This is a genomic window from Kaistia sp. 32K, assembly GCF_016629525.1.
Taxonomy (GTDB): domain Bacteria; phylum Pseudomonadota; class Alphaproteobacteria; order Rhizobiales; family Kaistiaceae; genus Kaistia.
Map to the genome: position 1 here is coordinate 1,431,201 of NZ_AP024269.1, position 20,868 is coordinate 1,452,068.

General features: G+C 60.9%; 20 protein-coding genes and 2 tRNA genes. 14 read left to right on the top strand and 8 right to left on the bottom strand.

Annotated features, from left to right (window positions below):
• Positions 1 to 90 precede the first annotated feature (90 nt).
• Complete coding sequence (locus tag K32_RS06355; RefSeq protein WP_201403211.1) at positions 91 to 1,671, bottom strand: arylsulfatase; 1,581 nt, start codon at positions 1,669 to 1,671, stop codon at positions 91 to 93.
• Between the two features lie 164 nt (positions 1,672 to 1,835).
• Positions 1,836 to 2,873, bottom strand: a complete 1,038-nt coding sequence (locus tag K32_RS06360; protein ID WP_201403212.1) for a DUF1214 domain-containing protein — start codon at positions 2,871 to 2,873, stop codon at positions 1,836 to 1,838.
• A 633-nt stretch (positions 2,874 to 3,506) separates the two neighbouring features.
• On the opposite strand from K32_RS06360, the gene K32_RS06365 reads away from it, so the two are divergent.
• From K32_RS06365 to K32_RS06390, 6 genes are all read left to right on the top strand, one after another.
• Positions 3,507 to 4,256 (top strand): F0F1 ATP synthase subunit A, encoded by a 750-nt coding sequence (locus K32_RS06365; RefSeq protein WP_201403213.1) that lies wholly within the window; start codon positions 3,507 to 3,509, stop codon positions 4,254 to 4,256.
• Between the two features lie 91 nt (positions 4,257 to 4,347).
• On the top strand, positions 4,348 to 4,665 hold the full coding sequence (gene sugE, locus K32_RS06370; RefSeq protein ID WP_201403214.1) for a quaternary ammonium compound efflux SMR transporter SugE: 318 nt from the start codon (positions 4,348 to 4,350) through the stop codon (positions 4,663 to 4,665).
• Positions 4,666 to 4,869: 204 nt separating this feature from the next.
• The gene (locus K32_RS06375) at positions 4,870 to 5,289 is read left to right on the top strand and encodes a lysozyme inhibitor LprI family protein (RefSeq protein ID WP_244669874.1); all 420 of its coding nucleotides are present in this window, start codon (positions 4,870 to 4,872) and stop codon (positions 5,287 to 5,289) included.
• A gap of 197 nt (positions 5,290 to 5,486) precedes the next feature.
• On the top strand, positions 5,487 to 6,212 hold the full coding sequence (locus tag K32_RS06380; RefSeq protein WP_244669964.1) for an alpha/beta fold hydrolase: 726 nt from the start codon (positions 5,487 to 5,489) through the stop codon (positions 6,210 to 6,212).
• Positions 6,213 to 6,365: 153 nt separating this feature from the next.
• Positions 6,366 to 7,268: an AraC family transcriptional regulator gene (locus K32_RS06385; RefSeq protein WP_201403216.1), complete on the top strand. Its 903-nt coding sequence runs from the start codon at positions 6,366 to 6,368 to the stop codon at positions 7,266 to 7,268.
• A 166-nt stretch (positions 7,269 to 7,434) separates the two neighbouring features.
• Positions 7,435 to 7,866, top strand: a complete 432-nt coding sequence (locus tag K32_RS06390; protein ID WP_201403217.1) for a CHRD domain-containing protein — start codon at positions 7,435 to 7,437, stop codon at positions 7,864 to 7,866.
• A gap of 192 nt (positions 7,867 to 8,058) precedes the next feature.
• On the opposite strand, the gene K32_RS06395 is transcribed toward K32_RS06390, so the two are convergent.
• Positions 8,059 to 8,754: a Crp/Fnr family transcriptional regulator gene (locus tag K32_RS06395; protein WP_201403218.1), complete on the bottom strand. Its 696-nt coding sequence runs from the start codon at positions 8,752 to 8,754 to the stop codon at positions 8,059 to 8,061.
• 185 nt (positions 8,755 to 8,939) lie between these two features.
• Here K32_RS06395 and K32_RS06400 point away from each other — a divergent pair, with 185 nt between their 5' ends.
• Positions 8,940 to 9,143 (top strand): hypothetical protein, encoded by a 204-nt coding sequence (locus tag K32_RS06400; RefSeq protein ID WP_201403219.1) that lies wholly within the window; start codon positions 8,940 to 8,942, stop codon positions 9,141 to 9,143.
• A gap of 290 nt (positions 9,144 to 9,433) precedes the next feature.
• Here K32_RS06400 and K32_RS06405 read toward each other — a convergent pair whose 3' ends face one another.
• From K32_RS06405 to K32_RS06415, 3 genes are all read right to left on the bottom strand, one after another.
• Entirely contained in the window at positions 9,434 to 9,769 is a 336-nt protein-coding gene (locus K32_RS06405) for an adenylate cyclase (protein WP_201403220.1), read from the bottom strand.
• A gap of 211 nt (positions 9,770 to 9,980) precedes the next feature.
• Positions 9,981 to 11,765 (bottom strand): sulfatase-like hydrolase/transferase, encoded by a 1,785-nt coding sequence (locus K32_RS06410; RefSeq protein ID WP_201403221.1) that lies wholly within the window; start codon positions 11,763 to 11,765, stop codon positions 9,981 to 9,983.
• Positions 11,766 to 12,059: 294 nt separating this feature from the next.
• A tRNA-Pro gene (locus K32_RS06415) sits at positions 12,060 to 12,136 on the bottom strand.
• 184 nt (positions 12,137 to 12,320) lie between these two features.
• On the opposite strand from K32_RS06415, the gene K32_RS06420 reads away from it, so the two are divergent.
• The 5 genes from K32_RS06420 (at position 12,321) to K32_RS06440 (ending at position 16,147) form a co-directional block, all read left to right on the top strand.
• A tRNA-Gln gene (locus K32_RS06420) sits at positions 12,321 to 12,395 on the top strand.
• A gap of 93 nt (positions 12,396 to 12,488) precedes the next feature.
• The gene (locus K32_RS06425; protein ID WP_201403222.1) at positions 12,489 to 13,937 is read left to right on the top strand and encodes a DUF6538 domain-containing protein; all 1,449 of its coding nucleotides are present in this window, start codon (positions 12,489 to 12,491) and stop codon (positions 13,935 to 13,937) included.
• Positions 13,938 to 14,191: 254 nt separating this feature from the next.
• The gene (locus tag K32_RS06430; RefSeq protein WP_244669875.1) at positions 14,192 to 15,175 is read left to right on the top strand and encodes a GNAT family N-acetyltransferase; all 984 of its coding nucleotides are present in this window, start codon (positions 14,192 to 14,194) and stop codon (positions 15,173 to 15,175) included.
• Positions 15,153 to 15,578, top strand: coding sequence for a hypothetical protein (locus K32_RS06435; protein WP_201403224.1), 426 nt, complete (start codon positions 15,153 to 15,155; stop codon positions 15,576 to 15,578). Before K32_RS06430 ends, K32_RS06435 begins: the two co-directional genes overlap by 23 nt.
• Positions 15,578 to 16,147 (top strand): ATP-binding protein, encoded by a 570-nt coding sequence (locus K32_RS06440; RefSeq protein WP_201403225.1) that lies wholly within the window; start codon positions 15,578 to 15,580, stop codon positions 16,145 to 16,147. The genes K32_RS06435 and K32_RS06440 overlap by 1 nt, the downstream gene beginning before the upstream one ends.
• Here the strand turns inward: K32_RS06440 and K32_RS06445 are convergent.
• Positions 16,142 to 16,645 carry a GNAT family N-acetyltransferase gene (locus K32_RS06445; RefSeq protein WP_201403226.1) on the bottom strand — a complete coding sequence of 168 codons (504 nt, stop codon included), beginning with the start codon at positions 16,643 to 16,645 and terminating at the stop codon, positions 16,142 to 16,144. The genes K32_RS06440 and K32_RS06445 overlap by 6 nt on opposite strands.
• Positions 16,642 to 17,742 carry a hypothetical protein gene (locus K32_RS06450; RefSeq protein ID WP_201403227.1) on the bottom strand — a complete coding sequence of 367 codons (1,101 nt, stop codon included), beginning with the start codon at positions 17,740 to 17,742 and terminating at the stop codon, positions 16,642 to 16,644. Before K32_RS06450 ends, K32_RS06445 begins: the two co-directional genes overlap by 4 nt.
• Positions 17,743 to 18,154: 412 nt before the next feature.
• Between K32_RS06450 and K32_RS06455 the strand changes: the two genes are divergently transcribed.
• Both K32_RS06455 and K32_RS06460 read left to right on the top strand, forming a co-directional pair.
• A complete protein-coding gene (locus K32_RS06455) occupies positions 18,155 to 18,754 on the top strand; it encodes a recombinase family protein (protein ID WP_201403228.1) in 600 nt (199 codons plus the stop codon).
• A 506-nt stretch (positions 18,755 to 19,260) separates the two neighbouring features.
• Positions 19,261 to 20,325, top strand: coding sequence for an AAA family ATPase (locus K32_RS06460; protein ID WP_201403229.1), 1,065 nt, complete (start codon positions 19,261 to 19,263; stop codon positions 20,323 to 20,325).
• The last annotated feature ends 543 nt before the right edge of the window (positions 20,326 to 20,868 follow it).

The following is a 20,868-nucleotide window of genomic DNA, read 5'->3' on the forward strand; positions in this document are numbered from 1 at the left end:
TGTCCGTTGCGATAGAGATGCCTTGGCTGTCTGAAACAACGCTTCCCGAAGGGAGACGGGCGAGGGGACCCGCCCGTCTCCCCGCGGCGACTAGTTCGGCTTCGGCCCGCCTTCGAGCGACTTCATCAGCGCCTCGACCATCTGGTCGACGCTGAAGCTCGCCGGGCGCTGGCTCGGCGGGAATTCCTTGAAGGTCTCGAGGAAGGGCGCGACGCGCCAGACGCCGTACTGGATCAGGTAGGCGTTCTTCGCCAGCCAGTCGTAATACTGGTCGGAGACGACGTCCGCCCGCTCGAACGGGTCCATGCGGAGGTTGAAGACCTTCGGCGCCCGAAGGCAGGTGAAGGGGTTTGCCCAGACCGGGAAGCCGCCCGGCGCGCGCTGCTCGCAGAAGACGATCTTCCAGTCGTTGTAGCGATAGGCGACGAGATTGCCGTCATCGTTGAAATAGAAGAACTCGTTGCGCGCGGATTTCGGCGCCTGGCCGGTCAGGTAGGGCAGCTGGTTGTAGCCGTCGAGATGGACCTTGAAGCTGTTGCTGCCGAGCTGCGTGCCCTTGAGCAGCTTGTCCTTGATGTCCGGCTCGCCCGCCGCCGCCAGCAGGGTCGGGAACCAGTCGAGGCCCGAGACCACCTGGTTGGAAACCTCGCCGGCCTTGATGTGGCCCGGCCAGCGCACCATCGCCGGCACGCGGAAGGCGCCTTCCCAGTTGGTGTCCTTCTCCGAGCGGAACGGCGTCGTCGCCGCATCCGGCCACGACCACTGGTTCGGGCCGTTGTCGGTCGTGTAGACGACGATGGTGTTGTCGGCGATGCCGAGATCGTCCAGCGCCTTCAAGAGCTTCCCGACATCGCCGTCATGCTCGATCATGCCGTCGGCATAGTCGTTGCCGGGCATCCCGCTCTGGCCCTGCATTTCGGGGCGCACATGCGTGAAGGCGTGCATGCGCGTCGTGTTCATCCAGGTGAAGAACGGCTTCTTCGCCTTGACCTGCCGGTCGATGAAGTCGATCGCGGCGGCGGTGGTCTCGTCGTCGATCGTCTCCATCCGCTTGCGATCGAGCGGACCGGTATCCTCGATCTTGCCGTCGGCGGAAGCGCGCAGCACGCCGCGCGGCGAGTTCGACTTGACGAAGGCCAGGTCGTCCTTCGGGTAATAGGGCCGCTCCGGCTCCTCTTCGGCATTCAGATGGTAGAGATTGCCGAAGAACTCGTCGAAGCCGTGCCGGGTCGGCAGGTATTCGTCGCGGTCGCCGAGATGGTTCTTGCCGAACTGGCCGGTGGCGTAGCCGAGCGGCTTCAGCGCCTGCGCGATCGTCACGTCGCGGTCCTGCAATCCGACGGTGGCGCCGGGAATGCCGACCTTGCAGAGGCCGGTGCGCAGGCAGGTCTGGCCGGTGATGAAGGTCGAGCGTCCGGCGGTGCAGCTGTTCTCCGCGTAGTAGTCGGTGAACTTGATGCCTTCCTTGGCGATGCGATCGATGTTCGGCGTCCGGTAGCCGACCAGGCCCTCGCTATAGGCGCTGATGTTGGTCTGGCCGATGTCGTCACCGAAGATGACGAGGATGTTCGGCTGGCTCGGCGCGGCGTCCTGGGCGAGTGCCGGCGCCGTCGGCGCCAGCAATCCGGCGCCGACGACGGCGGCGGACGCGATCCATCGTGATATTCGCATGGCCTTCTCCCGTATTTCCATAAAGGGGCGGTCGCGTCACGGATGTGTCGAGAGGAAGAAACGCTCGTTGTGTTCGACTTCCGCGAAATTCTTCTTGAAGTCTTCTGGAACAAACAGTCTCGCCATCCGCTCGGGCGGGTGGCCAGATCATCGTCGAGGGTGCTTCAGGTCTCGGGCTTGGCCTCCGGGAAGGTCCATTTGCCGTCGAGGATTTCCTTGTGGGGCCGGTAGAGCCTTACCATGTAATTCCATCCTGCCACCGTTGGCAAGCAGTTGGCAATATTGTCGGCACAGCCGCCGAACTGTACGGCAACTGATCCGTCCGGCGATTTCTTTGCCGTGATATTGTTGAGGGAATAGGCGTCGAGCGGATTCTTTGCATAGTATCCGTCAGCGTTGTAGACGCTGATCGACCAGAAGCCGTCGACGGGCACATCCCTGACGTCGAGCTTGTAGATCGTCTCGCCGTCGTTCTTTGGCGGCGTGACGTTCAGGTAGATCGCCTCCGTCTCCGGATTGCCGCCCCAGGCGGAGGCCGAGCCGATCAGCCGGCGGACGGGATCGACCTGCTGCTTGGTGCCGAACATGCGGTTGGTGTCGGGCAGCGTCGAGGCGAGCACGAGCAACGCCTCGCGCACCTTGTCCTGGCTTGCCGGGTCCCAGTTCGGGACCTCGAAGACGCCGACATTCTTCTGCTCGACCTGGATCGCATCCTGCAGGGCATGCACCGCCTTCAGGTCCTCGGGATCGGCGGGATCGACCAGGATGCGGATGCCGGCGACCACATAGCGGGTGCCGATATCGTCCTTCGACAGCGTGTATTTTCCCGGCTTGTAGTGGACGCCGTGGGTGTACTGGTCCTCGTCGATCACCTGCAACGAAAAGAAGCGCTTGCCGGCGTCGGGAAGGGTGATGGTCGCCGGTCCGGCGTCGAGATCGAGGACCACCGACGAATAGAGCGTATCGCGGTTCAGCCGGATGACCGTCTGGTGGTCGATCGGTGCCGGTTCGCGCCGGTGCTGAAGCTTGCCGATCCCGACGTCCTTGATCAGTCCGGCCAGATAACGATCCGATTCCGCCCGCACGAAATTGTCCGGCGTCACCGGAATGGCGGCGCCGGGCGTCTCGGCGGCCTGAGCCGCGAGGGCGGGGCTGCTGGCGGCGAGGGCGATGGCGAGGAGGAATGCGGAACGGGTCTTCATGGCGTTTCCCTGTGTCTGGCGGACGCGTGGACCGGTTTTGCTGCCAACTAGCGCCGACGGTTCCGGCGGCCAGAGGCAATCCCTGTGGTTGTCCGGAGCCGGCGCCGTTTGCCGGCGGCCTGGCTTCGGTGGAGGCTTTCCGGAAGGCGGGCCCTTCCGGGTCCTCTCGGGATCGGGCCTTCCTCCGGCGAAACGGGGTGTGGTTCGTGATCCGGATATACTATGGCTTCGGTCTATAAATCTCTCATTCCCTATCGGAATGATGGCAGACTAGGGAGAGGTTCGCGCGAGGTCCAGCGTCTTTTTCAGTCTGAAAACAATCCGATGTCGCCATGACCTCAAGGGAATGGCGAGGATTGTTGATACGGTTACATTATGGAAATTGTGTCGAATTTCGAAGTTTGCCGTTGGACTGGAACTTTGTTGGTTTCGCGTGAAATTTCTCCATCCGCAACCGGGTCGTGATGAGCGCGATGGCGCGCGGCCGGATGGCCACGACGCGCCGGCTCGCAACCGGTCTCGCCGGCCGCAACCTCTTGAAATCGCCGCCCCCTCCGGCTAGGACGGGCATGCGCTGGACGACCTGCGCCGTGGTGACAATCGGGGACGGCCCCGCCTTCTGAGGGGGCGGCCGTGGCCGGACCTATCGAACAATTTGAGATCAAGCCGCTTCTGCATCTGTTCGATGTCGGGGGCGTCGAGATCGTCCTGACCAATTCGGCCGCCCATATGGGACTGGCCGTCGCGATCATCTTCGCCTTCCTGATGCTGGCGACGCGGAAGGGCCTGATCATCCCGTCCCGCTTCCAGTCGTCGGCCGAACTGCTCTACGTCTTCGTCCGCGACATGTTGCGCGAGAATGTCGGGCAGGGCGGCATGCGCTTCTTCCCGCTGGTCTTCTCGCTGTTCATGTTCGTGCTGGTCGCCAATCTGATCGGCATGTTTCCCTATGCCTTCACGGCGACCAGCCAGATCATCCTGACCTTCTCGCTGGCGATGACGGTGTTCCTGACCGTCACCATCTACGGGCTCATTCTGAACGGCTTCGGCTTCTTCCGGCTGTTCCTGCCGTCCGGCGTTCCGCTGGTGCTGGCGCCGATCGTCATCCCGATCGAGATGGTGTCCTATCTGTCGCGGCCGATCAGCCATTCGGTGCGTCTGTTCGCCGTGATGCTCGCCGGCCATATCACGCTGAAGGTGTTCGCCGGCTTCGTCGCCGATCTCTCCGGCGCCGGCGCCATGGGGCTCGCGACGGCGATCCTGCCGCTCATCATGACCGTGGCGCTGACGGGCCTGGAATTGCTGATGTCGCTCATTCAGGCCTATATCTTCGCAATGCTCACCTGCATGTATCTGAACGACGCGCTCCACCCTGCGCATTGACCGGAGCGTGAGCGGACTGCCACGGGCTGGATGACCTGCCTGCTGGATAAGAACCACCGGGACAACCCGCATTGTACATAGGCAAAACCAAATGGCCTGGGTCTATCTCATCATCGCCGGCATCCTCGAAGTCGTCTGGGCGTTCTCGATGAAGCAGTCGGAAGGCTTCTCCAAGCTCATCCCGACGATCGTCACCATCGTCATGATGATCGGCAGCTTCGGCTTGCTGTCGATCTCGATGCGGTCGCTGCCGCTCGGCACCGCCTATACGATCTGGACGGGCATCGGCGCGGTCGGCGCCTTCATCGTCGGCATCGTCGTGCTCGGCGAAAGCGCTTCGCCGACGCGGATCGCCGCCGCGGCGATGATCGTCTGCGGCCTCGTCGTCATGAAGGTCTCGTCGAGCTGAAAACGCTCTGACGAAATCGCCAGCCAACAGATGGCCCGCATCCCTCGCCGGATGCGGGCCATTTTGCTTAGGGTTAGGGCGGTTGCGGCCTCGGCGGGGACAACGCGTGGTGTCGACCTCCGGTGTTTGCTAGGGTCGGGTCGCAATCCCTGCCTGATCCGTCCTTGCCTGATCCGTCCCTGCCGTCTCCAGAAGGAGTTTCCGATGCGTGCCTTTTCTGGCCTTGCGATCGCTGTTGCCGCGATGATTTGGATCTGGGCTGCGCCCGCCGCTCGTGCCGCCGATTGCGGTGATCTTCAGACACAGACCGAGATGACCATCTGCGCCGGCGATGCGTTCAAGAAAACCGACGCCGAACTGAACAAGCTCTATCGCCAGATCCAGGAGCGCCTCACCGACGACGCGGACACCCGCCGCCTGCTGGTCGCGACGCAGCGCGCCTGGGTCTCGTTCCGCGACGCCGAATGTGCCTTCAGGGGTTCCGCCGTGGCCGGCGGCAGCGCCGAGCCGATGATCGTCAGCCAGTGCAACGACAATCTTACCCGGCTCAGGATCGAGGACCTCAAGGGCTATCTGGCCTGCCAGGAGGGCGATCTCGACTGCCCGGTCCCGGCCGCGGAGTAGGGCGGCCGGTTCGCGCGGCTGTTCAGCCACCCTCCCCACCAGCACCGCAGGATCGTTCAATCCCGGCGGCGCGCGCCTCCGTATCCTGCCGCCCGGCCGAGGCGATCGCGTCCGGCCGAAGGTGAACGGAAGAGGAGGGAATGGAAATGCTGAACGGTCTCACTCTGGCTGTCTCTGTGGCGGCGCTCGTTCTCGGCATGAGCGCGACGGGCGCCTCGGCTGCGGACAAGGCGGCGACGAAGTCCATCATTCTCGTGCATGGCGGCTTCGTGGACGGCGCCGGATGGCAAGGCGTCTACGACATCCTGAAGAAGAAGGGATATGACGTCACCATCGTCCAGAACCCGACGACGTCGCTCGCCGATGATGTCGCCGTCACCAAGCGGGCCATCGCGGCCGCGCCGAACAAGGTGATCCTGGTCGGGCATTCCTATGGCGGCGCCGTCATTTCCGAGGCCGGCACCGATCCCAAGGTGGCGGGCGTCGTCTACATCGCCGCCTTTGCGCCCGACGCCGGCGAATCCGTCTCGAGCCTGATCGCCAATCCGCCGCCGGGCGCGCCGGTGCCGCCGATCCTGCCGCCGGTCGACGGGTTCCTGTTCCTCGACCGCGCCAAATTCGCCGGGGCCTTCGCGGCGGATGTCCGCCCGGATCTCGCGGCGTTCATGGCGGATGCGCAGGTTCCCTGGGGCGTCGCGGCGCTCGACGGCAAGGTCACCGCGCCGGCCTGGAAGGCGAAGCCGAGCTGGTACCTGATCGCGACCGAGGACAAGATGATCCCGCCGCCGGCGCAGCACGCCATGGCCGCGCGCGCCAAGGCCGTCACCGTCGAGGCCACCGGCAGCCATGCCATCTATGTCTCGAAGCCCGAGGCGGTCGCCGCGCTGATCGAGAAGGCGGCCGCCGGCGTCCCGGCGAACTGAGCCGCTCGACAATACCGGCCTCGCCGGCGCCCGTTGCCCTGCCGGCGACGGCCCATAGCAGCCTCCGGTGCGTGGGCCAATCTGCGCCGCCTCGATCCCTGTGGTTGCGGCGGCGCGGATTTGCTATTCTACGGGGACGAGCCGGAGGTTCCCATGACCCTCGATGCGATCGTCCATGTCGTCGATAAGGCTGTCGGCTTGGCATCCGTCCCGGTCGGGCTTCCGGCCAGCTCGAACCACAGGCTCGCCTTTCGGGGCATCTCCCGCTCGCGGCTGATCTCGGCCGATATCCGCTACGGCCCGACGCCGGCCCATTCCGCCGCCGCGACGCGGCCGTCGAGCCGCTGCAACTGGACCGACGCCTGTTCGATCGGCGTGCGCCTGCAGGACGAGACGTCGGACGTCTTCGAGACGCATCGGCCCTATCTCTCCGGCGTCGAGCCAATCGACTTCAACGCGCCGCGCCACGCGGTCGAGATCATCCTGCCGCAGAGCTTCCTGCGCGAGATCGCCGAGGATCTGGAGGTGCCGTATGTCACGCATCTCGGGAACAGCCTCTATCCCATCGTCGACGATCCCTTCCTGATGCAGCTGGTGCTGCGCATCCATCCGTTCTTCGAGGCGCCCGAGACGCTCGATCCGCGGCTCGCCGACCATCTGATGTGGGAGCTCGGCATCTATGTCTGCGCGCGCTATGGCGATCTCGCGACGCGCCGGCGCGTCGTCGGCGGCTTGAGCACCTGGCAGGAGCGGTTGGCGAAGGAGATCATCGAGACCAGCCTGATCGGCGGCATCGGCCTGGCGGAGCTCGCCGCGCCCTGCGGGTTGCGCACGAGCCAGTTCGCCCATGCCTTCAAGCGCTCGACCGGCGTCGCGCCGCACCAATGGCTGCTCGGCCGCCGCATGGCGCGCGCCACCGAGATGATCGCAGCGCGCCAGGTCTCGCTCGCCGACGTCGCCGGGATGTGCGGCTTCGCCGACCAGGCGCACATGACCCGCATGTTCTCCCGGCATCTCGGCAAGACGCCCGCGACCTACCGTTCGGCGCCGCACTGAACCATCCGCCGCCGGGCGGTCAGGATGCCATCGCGACGCTCCACCGTTCGCCGCGATACTTCTGCCAGGGGGAGAGAGCGAGACTCGAAGCGGGACGGGATCGAATGAGCCGCTTGGCTCGTTGATAGCCTGCGCCGGATCCCGGCGTAACTGGAGATACGGAATCATGACCCTGCATATCCCGAAGATCGCGTTCGCCCTCGCCGCGACGAGCCTGCTCCTCGCCTTCCCGGCATCGGCCAAGACCGTCGCCTACAAGGCGGACCTGACCGGCAAGCAGGAGACACCCCCCAATACGAGCAAGGGGCAGGGGACGCTGAAGGCCGATTACGACAGCGCCAACAAGACGCTGAAATGGACCGTCACCTTCACGGATTTGACCGGGCCGGTGACGGCCGCGCATTTCCATGGACCCGCCGCGGCGGGCGCCAAGGCGCCGCCGGTCATCCCGATCAAGGGCAAGATGGCGAGCCCGATCACCGGTTCCGCCACGCTGACCGCCAAGCAGGCGTCGGAGCTCGAAGCGGGCCAGCTCTACTTCAACCTGCATACGGCGAAATTCCCGGACGGCGAGATCCGGGGACAGGTGGCCAAGTGAGGTCGGAGTAGCGCCGGGCGCCCTCGCGGCGCCAGTCTGAGAGAAACCCGCCGACCAGACGGGACCGGTCGACGGGTTTCAAGAGTGCAGGGCGGGGGCATTGCACCCTCGCATTCTCAACGCGTACCGGTTGTATCGGTTCCGCGCCGCCTGCGGAAATCGTCCGCAGTCCAAGGCGCGGGGCGGAGGGTCTCAGCCGATCAGGCGTCGATATTCCCGCTCCGGCACGCCATAGAAGCCATCGACGCTGGCCTCCAGTCCCGCGCGGTCGAGCACGAGGATGCGGTTGCGCGTCGCCTTGATCAGGCCCTTGCCCTCGAGCATGTGGATGGCGATCGTCACGCCGGGCCGCCGCACGCCCAGCATCGCCGCGATGAGATCGTGCGTCAGCGGCAGTTCATCGCCCGGAACCCGGTCGAGCGACATCAGGATCCAGCGCGCCAGCCGGCCCTCGAGCTTCTGGCGGCTGCTCGCCAGCACGGTGTAGGACACCTGGATGAAGAAGGCCTGCGCATAGGCCAGCAGGACGGCCCGCAGCCCGGGGCTGATTGCGAGGAGCTCGCGCAGATCCACCGCCGGGATCTCCAGGGCGGTTCCGGGGATCTGGACGAAGACCTCGTGCGGCGATTGATAGTCGCCGAGCAGGATGCAGGAGCCGGAGCATCCTTCCGGGCCGATCAGGCCGATTTCGACCCGGTCGCGCTCGCCGCCGACCGCCACCACCGAGGCGACGGCGGTTTCCAGGAAATAGATCGACGAAACCGGCTGGTCGGGCGTCTGCAGGCGCGTCCTTGTGTCGAGCGAGACCCGCTTCAGCCGGGGAAAGATCCGCCTCCGGTCTTCGATGCCGAGCGTCTTCAGGAGCCGGTTGTTCGTCCTCTCGGGCATCGCCTGCCTCGCTCCGGCGCGTGTCCGTCGCGGCGTCCCGCCGGGCCGCGTCCGATCTCCTCCCGAAATGTTCGCAATCGAACCCGCGCGCTAAGCGTATGAAATAGTACAGAGAATTTTCTTGAAAAGTGTCCATTGGCATCTATTTTTCGAGATCAATCTAGATCTGTCATCGGGAGTAGGTGATGCCGGTTCTGTTAGAGGAAATTATCATTTCTGAAGTAATGCATGCGCAGTATGCTGGAGCTTTGGTTGAATTTCAGGATGTGGTCGAGCGGATCAAGGGTATATTCCCTACGGAAGGTGTGACGGACGGCGAGATTGAACTGGCGCTCGTCAATGCCGCCGCGGCGCGAAAGGTGGGCGTTTCGCTGTCGCGCGCCGCGTGACCTCGTCGCTGCTGTGGCCCGGCTGTCCCCCGAAAGTTATGAGGCGACCCGGCTCCACCTCTCATCTTCCCTAAGGTAATCTTCGTCCCGGCGAGGGGGATCGCCGGGCAGGTGGGGCAGGTGCTCCGCTCCGCGGCGCATCGCCGGACGAAGCCGCGGAAGCGCGTCTTCCACTTCGCTTGGGATAGGCGGGGATTTCGTCGGGGAGGGCGTTTCCCAGCCCGTCGCCGCGGCCTTGCGGAAGGCCGCGGCGACGCTTTTCGATCGATGGCGAAGGCCATCCGTCCGGATTACGGGTTCGGCTTGTGCGACTGCTGGAAGCCGGCCACGTCGTATTGGGACACGCTCTTCGGATTGTTCGAGTTTTGCGGCTGCGTCCCGGCGTAATGGGTGCCGGCATTGCCGTTCGGATTGAAGGCGGAGCCGGGGGCGCTGGCGGCATGGCCCGGCGTGACGCTGCCGGTCTGCGGCGTGCCGATGGTCTGGCTCGGCTGGCCGGTCGTGCCCGTGACGGTGTGGACATTGGCGGCGAGCGCCAGGCCCGCCGAGGCGACGAGCAGCGTTGTGCCGAGGACGGTTGGTACGAGGAACTCTCTGGCGAACTGTTTGGCGATGAACTGTTTCATGGCATTTCTCCCAGAAAACAGTGCTTCAGGAAGGCTCGGGCACGGGAAGCGCCCGGCCAGTCCCGGATTTTTCCACCGCGCACTTTCGCATGCCACCACCCTGCGCGAGCATGTCTGAATTGTAATGTTGGGCGCAAAGCGGCGCGGCGGTTGCAGGGCTGGTTGCCGAAGCCCATTGCGTCGTCACAGGGGGCGGACCGGACCTGGTACATCAGAGGGCTCCGGCCCGGCGATATTCTTCAATCGCTCGATCCCGCATGAGAGCACATTGCGCGGACCCTTTCTGGGATGAAACGCTGCCGGTGGCCACCGTCTCATAGCTCACGGCGCCCACGAAAAAGTCTGCCCCGCAGGCATCGAACAGCTGGAGGTTGAAGGGCAGGTAGAGATCGTCCAGGTCGCGGGCGACATAGGCGCTCAGCAGCGTGGGCATGAGGGTCAGCGGAAAGGGTGTCGGAATATCGAAGACGTTCGGGAGGCTGGAATCGATCTTGAACACGGTGTGTTGGATGGAATCCCGGGTGCGGTATGGGGTGAAATCGAATTTTGCCGCATCCGTCCCGGTGACCGTGTGCGGCTGGTGGTCCCCGTAGAGTGCGAGGACGAAGGGGCGTCCCGTTTGCAGTCTCAGTCGTTCGAGAAAGTCGCGGGCCGTGTCGAAGGCGGCCGCAGTATTGACCATGCGCAGCATGTATTCGTTGAGCTCGCAATTAATCTCGAACTGATCGGTGCCGGCCAGCGTCGTAAACATCTCTTCGGTCGACTTGAAGTTCTTGCAGTCATGCGGCGCATGGTTTTCCGACGTCGGGATAAAGGCGAAGAACGGATGGCTTTGGTCTTGATCCAGCCGCGCAATGAAATCATCCACCATCTGAGTATCGGTTCCTCCGCTGCCATCGCCCTTGCCAAGGTCATGGCTATCCAGGAAGGTCTGGAATCCGTAGTGGCGATAGGCATTGCGCGCGTTGAAGAACTCTCCGGGCCACGAATAGAATACATAGGTGCTGTATCCCTTGTCGCGCAGATAGCTCGCGAATCCGCGCCTCACGTAGGTCGATAGGGAGGAGTGTGTATAATATCCGAAATAGCCGAAGAACCTGGAGTCGAGCCCGGTGACAGACTCGAATTCGGAGACCCAGGAGCCGCCACCGATCGGAATGACTTTCAGGGATCCTTGCGCGGCGGTTAAGGGATGTCGCTCCAGAAGAGCGTTTCTGTAAGGTTCCCGGAGATGGAAGGCCTTGTTCGGGTCGAAGGTAGATTCTGCCTGGATCAGAACGATATTCGGCAGCAAGTCGTCTCCGGTTTGTGCCGGCGTGACGAAGCGCCGGATGGGTATGGGATCCAGGGACGCGCCGCCTTCCGGCAATGAGTCGGTAAATGCGGCTCGGGATGCGGCATCGAGCTGATGCGTCGCGACGAGGAATGGCACCAGGCCGACGCGCTCCGAAAACATCGCGACACCCTCTGGCCCCCAGAAATCGGGCGCGGAATTGGCGGCGTCAGCAAGGCGGGTGCCTGTGAGGCCTGTAAACAAGCCAATCGAGATCGACCAGAGAACGGTGAGCGCCACCAGGGGAGCCAGGGGCCGTTGCGGCCTTTCAGCCTTCCTCCTGCGATGCCAGGCGTGCAGGGCGAGGCCGAGAAGCGCGCTCACGACCAGTGCCGCAGCGGCATAGACTTCTAGCACCGTGGCATGCGGCAATCCCATGGCGACGGCCAAGCCCGACAGGTTGCCGACAGAAATACGAAGGTCGGTGAAGGTGAGCGGAAGATGCGTGAGATCGATCTTGACGCGGTCGATCCATGTCAGCGCAGCAAAGATCAGGCTGCCCAGGACGAGGAGGGCAAAGGCGAGCGTGGCCGGAAGGAGCAAAAGCAGGATGGCAGCGTAGACAGCATAGATCTCTGATCCATGCAGGAGTGTGTCGAAGAGGGGGATTGTCCAGGTTGCGGTGACAACCAGCAGCAATACTGCCGCAGCAAGGCTTCGCATCTGGTTCCCCCGGGCTGAGCCGAACGGGGATGCTATTCCGTAGATAGCCGGATATGCAACCTAGGGGTATGTATCGATGATTTCGCTCGCGTTTGGCGAGATCATGGATGCCCTGGATATCGGCAAAGTGTCCCGACCCGAATGGGGGTACGAACCCGCGACAGCGAATGGCTGGATCTTGCGGCTGGCGGTCGGGAAACGGATATCCGAGACAATCCTGGGTCGGATCTTGGGCCCATCGTTTCGCCCCGCTAGGGGAGAACTCAGATTTCTCAAGGATGTCGGGAAGATCGATGGTCGGAGTGGCAGGATTTGAACCTGCGACCCCCTCGTCCCGAACGAGGTGCGCTACCAGGCTGCGCTACACTCCGTGACCGCCGATGAGCCGGGTTATAGACAGTGGATTCGCCAGCCGCAAGGGGGCTTGTGAAGGTCTTCGACGACCCTGTGGATGACTGCGGAAGAGGGCTGTTGATGACGGGGGGCACGCACCGTTGCGGGCGCGGCGCCAACCGTCTATAGGACGGGCGTTGCGGTGCCCGCGGGCGCCGTTGCTGGGGCGTCGCCAAGCGGTAAGGCAGCGGTTTTTGGTACCGCCATTCGGAGGTTCGAATCCTCCCGCCCCAGCCAGTCATCCAATTTTCCAATAAATGTCAGAGACTTGCTTGCTCCCGAGAGCGGGCGTGTACTAAAAACCTGTACTAAAGTCGTGCAGGTTCTCCGATGTCAGCTCCCCGCTATCTGAAGCTCCGAGGCAACGTTTATTGGTTCCAGATCGGCGTCCCGGCCGAGCTCCAGGTGCGTTACGGTAAGAAGCATGTTCAGGAAAATCTCCGAACGTCAGATCGATCCGTTGCGGCGCTCATGGCGCAGGGGCGGGCGGTTCACTGGAAGCGAGAATTCTCCCTCGACATGGAGACGCTTCGCGAGACGCGTACGCCTCGAGACGCTTTTTTGGAGACCCTGCGACAAATCGAATGGGTGAAGCGAAACTTCCCAGACCCCGAGGATGTAGAGCAGCACCTGGACATCCTGTGGGATAGCATTGCTGATCGAGAGGCAGCGCGCCTCGGTTTCGTCTACCTCAGTGAAGCTCCGGCTCATTTGGTATCTCCTGAAGTGGCGGCTGCTCTCGGCGCGATAAGAGCTGCTCAGCATGGGAAGGGAGGAATTCCAGCGGAATATGGCACGCCGTTCTCTGAACTCGCCGAACGGTTCAACAAGGACCGCCAGCGCGATTCACGCTCCAGCCTGTCGGACCAGACCATTAGTCAGCGAGAAGCCGTTTATCGGTTGTTCAAGGACCACATCAAGGATGCTGCGCTGGCGGTGGTCGATGTCCGGACGGCATCGGAGTTCTTCGATCGGGTGAAGAAGCTCCATCCCCATTGGGGGCGTTCTCCGAAAACCAAGTCGCGGTCGTTCAATGAGATCATCGCCCTGTCGGAAAAATTGGACGGCGAGCGAATCTCCGGTCGGACCATTACCCGGTTCGCTTCCGATCTCGCCGCGCTGTGGGAGTGGGCCACGAAGCAAGGCGAGGTCACTGGCCCCAATCCGTTCGCCGGACAGAGGATGGAGAGCAAGGTTCGGAAGGGAGCCAACGCTCCTTGGCCCGTCGATGCTCTTCGCGACTTGCTGCGTGGCTATGATGATGTCGGGTCCCTTGGACGCCCCGATCCAATCTACTGGCTACCTCGCATCGCGCTGCTTTCCGGAATGCGGTTGAACGAGATCTGCTCCTTGGAAGCCGTCAACATCTGTGAGGCGGAGGGAGTCCGCTACTTTGACATCACGGCGGGCAAGACGGAGAGCAGTGTCCGCGTCGTTCCCATTCACGCGGCGCTGGACCCATTTCTCGCCCTCGCGCCAATCAACGGATATCTGTTCGCCGATCTCAGGCCGAGCAAGCTGGACGGCAAGCGTGGCGCGAGCATCGGCAAGACCCTTGGGCGGCGATTCAAGCTCATACCTGGCCACTCGACCTTCCACGCCTTCCGCAAGAACGTCGCTCAGACCTTCGAGCGTCATCGCATCCCTGACACGGAGGCGGCCCAAATTCTCGGTCACAAGAAGGCTGGTATGACGTACGGCGTCTACTCCCCGAACGGGCTAGAAATTGATCAAAAGCGAGATCTGATTGGATTGTTGGTGTTACCGGAAGGGCGCTGAGATTTTGAGCCGTGCTGGAGCGTGCGAGGCAGAGGGAGATATCTATCAAGGAATGGGCGTGGCCCCAGGCGAGCAGCCTGTTGGAGGCCCCACTGACCTAAGAATCATTATATCTTTTTGCTGGAACAGACATTCGAAGCTGGTCTGAGTTCAATTCGGCAGAAAGACCTCGGGGGGGGGGATCTCATTTGTCACGACGACTGCGCCTCACAAAATTTCGTCACCTTTCGATCGACGATCCCTTTTTCGATAGCTTGAAGGCTGGCTATCGCGGCTTTCCCGCGTGGTTCGCCTCAAAAGCCGAAGAGGACGTGTATATTGTCGACGACGACGGACGTGTTAGCGGCATGATTTACCTTAAGCAGGAGATCGGCCCTATTCTGGACGTCAAGCCGCCGCTCGGATCAGGCAAGTGGTTGAAGGTCGGCACCCTTAAGATTGAGGGGCGCGGCACGAAACTCGGTGAACGAGTGCTAAAAAAGATTCTTGATACGGCGATTTCAGAAGGTCAGGACGGCGTCTATGTGACCGTCTTCGATATCCACGCAGACCTGATTGCTCTCTTCGAGAGGTATGGGTTCCAAAGGCACGCCACTAAAGCCACCGATGATGGCGTGGAACTGGTCCTCGCCAGAGATCTTAATACTGCAGTCGGGGACATCATTGCCGATTATCCGTTCTTGCATCTCAATGGGAGGCGCTCTTGGTTGTTGGCGGTCTACCCACAGTATCACTCGCGACTGCTCCCCGACTCGATATTGAATAATGAGCCGCGTGAGATAGTCCAGGATGTATCTCATACCAACACGATACATAAAATGTACATTGGTGGCGTCCCGTTAACTAGAATGTCTCGGGGCGACATGGTGGTTATATATAGGACATCGGATAGGCCCGGGCACGCTTATTTTCGATCTGTCGCAACATCGGTTTGTGTCGTCGAGGAGGTTCGGCGACGGAGTGACTTTCTTAATGTCGACGACTTTGTAGCCTACGCGCTCCGTCATTCTGTTTATTCAGAAGACGAGCTTCGGGACAAATACGAAACTAGTAGCAGATTGTACGTTGTGAAGATGACCTACAATGTGGCGTTCAGTAGGCGGACAACACGTGGACGATTGATGGAAGAGGCGGGGATTAGTGAGCAGCCTCGCTGGGATTTGAGAGAGCTGTCCGATGAGCAATTTGGTAGAATATTAGAACTTGGTCAGGTTGATGCGCGTCTTGTTATCCATTAAGCCGGTACATGTCGAGAAAATCCTGTCTGGCGTGAAGACTTTTGAGTTTCGTCGCCGAATATTTGCGCGCTGCGACGTAAGGACGGTGCTTGTCTATAGCACGATGCCGGTCGGGAGATTTGTTGCGGAGTTTGATATCTCCGACATAATTGTCGATGAGCCGGAGAGGTTATGGATGCGGACACGTGGCGGTGCCGGGATTTCGAAGGACTATTTCGATGCCTACTTTGTGGATCGGGACAAGGCATTTGCGCTGTCGATCGGTGAGGTGAGGTGTTTCGAACAGCCTATCAATCCTGTCGATGTTATGGAGAATTTCACGCCTCCACAATCGTACATGTACATCGGGAATAAATTCGAACGCGTCAATCGCGCTCAAAATCAACTTGAGATGGTAGTTTAGTGGCTGATCTTATCGTTGTTTTTGGTATATCGGGCGTAGGAAAGACGACGGCGTGCCGGGCGTATGCATCGCGTGGTGCGGGTGTGTTGCATGTTGGCGCCAGTGAGCTGCTTCGGAAGCAAACTATGCTTTCATCAAGCGAACTGAGGATGTCTTCTCAAGAAGGCATACTCGCACGACAGATGGGGCTCAAAGCCGCGCTGGACGAGCGCACGCGGGGGAGATCTGAGCCTATTGTTGTGCTCGATGCCCATAGCGTGGTTGATAACGATCGGGAACTTGTCGCCGTCCCGGTGGGCGTTGTTCGGGCGTTAGCACCTACTGCGCTGGTGCTTCTTGAGGCGCCAATTAGTGCCGTCGTCAGTCGCCGCACGTCGGAGGAGCGGCGCCCTAGTCGGAGCGAAGAGGCAATTTTTACTGAGATGGCTACGGCTAGGTCGGTCGTCGCGGACTATGCACTCAAGCTTCGATTGCCGCTTGCGGTAGGTTATGTTGTCGATAACTTTGAATTGGGGACGTTAATCGAGCGCCTTCTTCAGGAGGTCCGAGAAACTCAGGAAAAATTATAGGTGGTCACCTTCATTGTATCCCAATTCGTTTTGGTTGGGGGTGTACTGCCCATGACGAACTGAAGTTATGTTGAATCCGTACCATTCGAAAACCCTTTCAAAGGCCGGTAACTTTCTTTGACCGATCGTGAGGTGGGGCTTGTCGACATCGAGCCACTTCAGCAAAGCATCAAAAATGCGAAGGCCATGGCCCCTCCCTTCATAGAGTGGGCTGACTCTGACGGTGCAGATTTTATTCTCACCGGGCTCCCGCTTTGCAATTCCAAGGCCCACGAGTGTACCGTCCCGCTCAATGCGATGCAGTAGTCGGCTCTCGGTTCTTAGTCCGGGAACAACTTTGTTGGTGAACCAGGATTCGATCGCCGGATATTCGCCAGATAGGGGTACTAAAAAGGCAAGTGCCTCTTGCTCTCGCTCGGTGAGCCTCAGCTTTGTGGCTCCGGTCTGGGCCAGCGCAGGAATACATGGGTATGTCGGGCGGACGCGGACAATGTTCATTGGTCATTTCTCGTCGTTAGGCGATGAGCAAGGCCTTGTTCTGCCCGTCTCTGTATACCGTCTGCGTCTGGTTCTCGACCTAGCACGGACGTTATACCCGCTGCCGCTAGATTCCCTACGATGGCAAAAATGAAAGCGATGGCAAGGTACAGGATCAACGCTTTACGGCCAGTACGGCGAATTTGAAGCTTCACAAACGCGGAGAAATCCACGACTCCCTGAGGCGTGCTGGAATCAACACGCCAGTGGTACACCATCATCCCTGGGGGAATCCCAGAAGGCACGTACTTGGTCCAGATTTCGTGCTCTAGAAGCCGGGTTTTGTGGGCTACTTTGCTGCTCACAGTCATAGCCGCCGATACTGGTACGGCGGTAAGAAACGCCACTCGTGAAAGGACTACCTTTCTTTCTCCCTGCTCTGTGCGCATACGGGACTCGATTGCATCGGGCAGGGTGCGCGCCTCGTTCAGGCGGAAATCCACGTACTCAATCGTTTCGGAGGAGCTTTGAAAGAACCGATCCTTCGGAGTTATGACGCGCACGAAGGGGCTGGGATGTTTAGTTCCCACGTAGAACCGAAGACGAAAATATGCCGGGCAGTCTACGGGCATATTCACGATGCACTCGTCCAGCGCCTTTCGGGCTATCGTTACAATTACCCCTTCTGAAAATTCCTCAATTGCTAGATTATTGGTGTCTATCATTCCTCCGTTTTGCCAAAACTGATGCACTCTGCAGAAAGGCTTTCCGGATTTTCTTAGTTCTACGTACTTTGGTCCTGGTGGTCCGCCAGCGTTGCACGTAAGATACTCGTTGAAGATGCCCTGTGCTATTTCAGGGTCCGCAAACTTGGGGCCGCAGTCCATTAAGTCGGACCGATCTAGTTTCCAAGGTACATAAATACTCACCGAATCAATACGAGTCGGGTCGAAGAGGAGTATGCCGACTTCGATAAAATCGCGGACGACGGCTCCGTTGCTTTTCTTGAAGTCCGCGTCACCGGCTAGTCGCCAGTAGTTGAAATGGAGTTCGGCTCGTGCCTCCTCCTGTCCGGCACGATGAACGCACCAAAGAGCCATGCTTCCATCGACCGCCATGTAGATCCGCGTCCCCCAATTTATGTACGAATCACTTAGCCAAAAACGTGTACGCAAGCGTTTCTGCAGTCAATGACTGCGGTGGTTCTGGGATGTTGGGGCATTCCAAAAAATTGGCCTTGATTTGTGAGGGGATTTTCAATCGCGGCGAAAGGCCAATTTCCCCCATCCTCCCTCACACGCTCTCCAGATTCGAGGGTTATTCTTGGCCGAAACAATTCATCCGCATGGATGCCCTATGCAACTCCGTAAGTGTGCGTCAGCACAGTGATCTGGCTAGGCGTCCAGTAGGCCACGCCCTACCGGACGTGTCCGCTTCGACCTCAGGTCCGTTCAATAGGATAGGAATTGACATTTTGGACGCACTCGACTCTCATGCCTAGACCTTTTGGACACTCTGGGCGAGGACTTCATGACGACGGCGCATCCTTCAACAGGCCAGCTTATCGGCTACGGCAGGATCTCGACTACCGAGCAGGAAGCCGGTCTTGATGCGCAGCGTCGCGACCTCCTCGCGGCCGGATGCGGCAAGCTCTACCTCGAACAGGCCTCGTCTGTCGGCAAGCGGCCTGAACTGGAGCGGGCCATGGACTATGTCCGCGAGGGCGACACGCTGGTGGTGACCAAGATCGATCGTCTGGCTCGGTCGACGATCAATCTCTGGGATGTTGTCCGGGCACTGGATGAGAAGGGCGTCAGCCTCCGAGTGCTCAACCTCGGCGGCGAGACCGTCGACACCAAGAGCGCCACCGGTCGGCTGATCCTCAACATCTTCTCCGGCTTTGCCCAGTTCGAACGCGAGATGATGCTGGAACGGCAGCGCGAGGGCATCGCCAAGGCCAAGGCTGAGGGAAAGTATCTGGGCCGTAAGCCGACCGCGCGCCTCAAGGCCGACGATGTCCGCAAGCTCCACGCGGAGGGCAAGACACCGACCGAGATCGCCAAGGCGCTCGGAATAGGGCGTGGCAGCGTCTACAGGGCGCTGGAAGGCGTCGACAACGCCGCAGAATAGCTGTCAGGCATGGACGGCGGAAGCTGTCGAGGGGCCGGATTTAGTCTCCGGAACAGAGAAGGCGTGGAATCTACACGCTGATCGTGAGCACGCCAGTCGTCGCTCAACGGCTTGGCCAGCGATCGCAGATATCGCTGCCCATCTGAGGAGGCGCTCATGGTTTGCGAGTCCTCCATGGCGAACGTCGAGCAGTTAATCGCCCCAGTCGGCTAGGCGCACGCGTCGTTTCTCGGCGGCCTCGCGCCACGCCTTCTCCGTCTCGCAACTTCATCGCACGTCCTCCGGCACGTCAGATCATCCTGACGCGCATCGGAGAGGCATGCCCATTCCAAAGGCATCTCTGTGAAATTCAACCAATCGTTCCTCGACGGCGTCACCGATGCGCCAATCCCGCTCCCGTCCTTGGCTCGGGCCTTATGGCGGCTCGCTGCTCAGGCCCGTCGGCTGTCGACAAATCTAAGATTGCTTTCATCAAGCCATGCCCCATTGTTCTGGAGCATCGGCTGATGTCGCGCCCTGCCGCAGAGCGGCCCGTCAATCGCCTGGTCAGCATCTCGGCTGGCGATTTATTAGCTCGATCGTTCCCTGAGCGACGCTACGTGATTGATCCTTGGTTGCGGTCGGGGGAGACCGCGCTGATCTGGGCTGCCTCAGGCGTTGGCAAGACCATGCTGAGCTTAAGTCTGGCGATGGCCATGGCGACCGGTGGCAGCGCTGGCACCTGGAAGTCAGACCGTCCCTGGAAGGTCCTCTATGTCGACGGCGAGATGCACCAGCAGGACATCAGGGACCGCCTTGTCATGCTGGAGGAAACCGAGGCCGTCGCAATCGGTCCCCATGCTAGCCTGGCTGGCGGCCTGGTCTTCGTTAATCGACAGGGTCAGGCCCCGGAGGCCACCTTCTACGACCTGTCGACGTCAGATGGACAGGCGACACTCCTCGACATGTGCAAGCAGGTGAAGGCCGAAGTCCTCATCCTCGACAACTTCACGACGCTCAGTGAGGGACTGGAGGACGAGAACGCTGCAACGTCGCTCAAGAAGATCCAGAGCTTTCTCCTCACCACCAAGCAGATGGGCCTGACCACAATTCTCGTCCATCACTCCCGGAAGGACGGTGGGGCCTTCAGGGGCAGCGCCTCGATCGAGGTTACGTTCGAGGTTGTGCTCGAACTGCAAAAGCCAGCCATCGCTCGGGTCGGAGGAGCATCCTTCGTCCCTCGGTTTGGGAAGTTCAGGCAACGGATGGATGAGCGTCTTCTACCCCGAGCGTGGTCTCTGACCGAAAACGGATGGGAGGTGTCGGATGAGGTGGTCGTAGGAGAAGACGATCCGGTCGTCCGATGCGTGAAGTCGTTGGAGTTCATCAGCCAGCAGGAGATTGTCAAACACACCGGCCTGTCCAAAGGCACCGTCAGCAAGCGAATCAAGAAGGCGATCGAGATGAAACTTCTCAAGCCCGACGAAGCTGGCGAGTGCTTTGCGTCCGCTCGACGGATCCGGGAGAGCCCGGAAACCGATGGCCTCGACCAGGAGGACGATCTGTCGGATGCGGAGAGCAGTCCCTTCTGACATGCAACTGGGGTGACATCAGGGAGAGCGAAGCTCCCTTCAGTCAGGGGAATTCGAGCGTGAGATCGAGTTTCTCTGTTTCGTTACCTTAGTGAAACGAAACCGGAAACAGGGGTTCGCTATGGTCCATGAGCGTGTTGATCACGCCGTGGCCAGATGCGAGCCCCTGTTTTTTCCGACGTCCGGCTGTCTCGACCTCAGCGAGGCTCCGCCTGAACTGGTCACGCCAGATACGATGCGGGCGAAGGCGACGCGATGGTGGTGGCCAAGATTCGACCGACTGCCTCGACGACAAGGCGTTAGCCTGAGGGTGCCAACCTCGGCGGCGAGACCGTCGATACCGAGCGCCGCCGGGCGGTTGATCCTCAATGTGTTCTAGGGCTTTGCCCAGTTCGAGCGCGAGAGGATGCTGTAGCGGCGGCGCGAGGGCATCGCCAACCCCAAGGCGCAGGGCTCCCCTGCGATCCAACGTACGATGAAGGAGGGGGGGCGCCGAGCGCGACAAACGATTCCGACCGCTTCAGAGTGTACTAAAATCCTGTA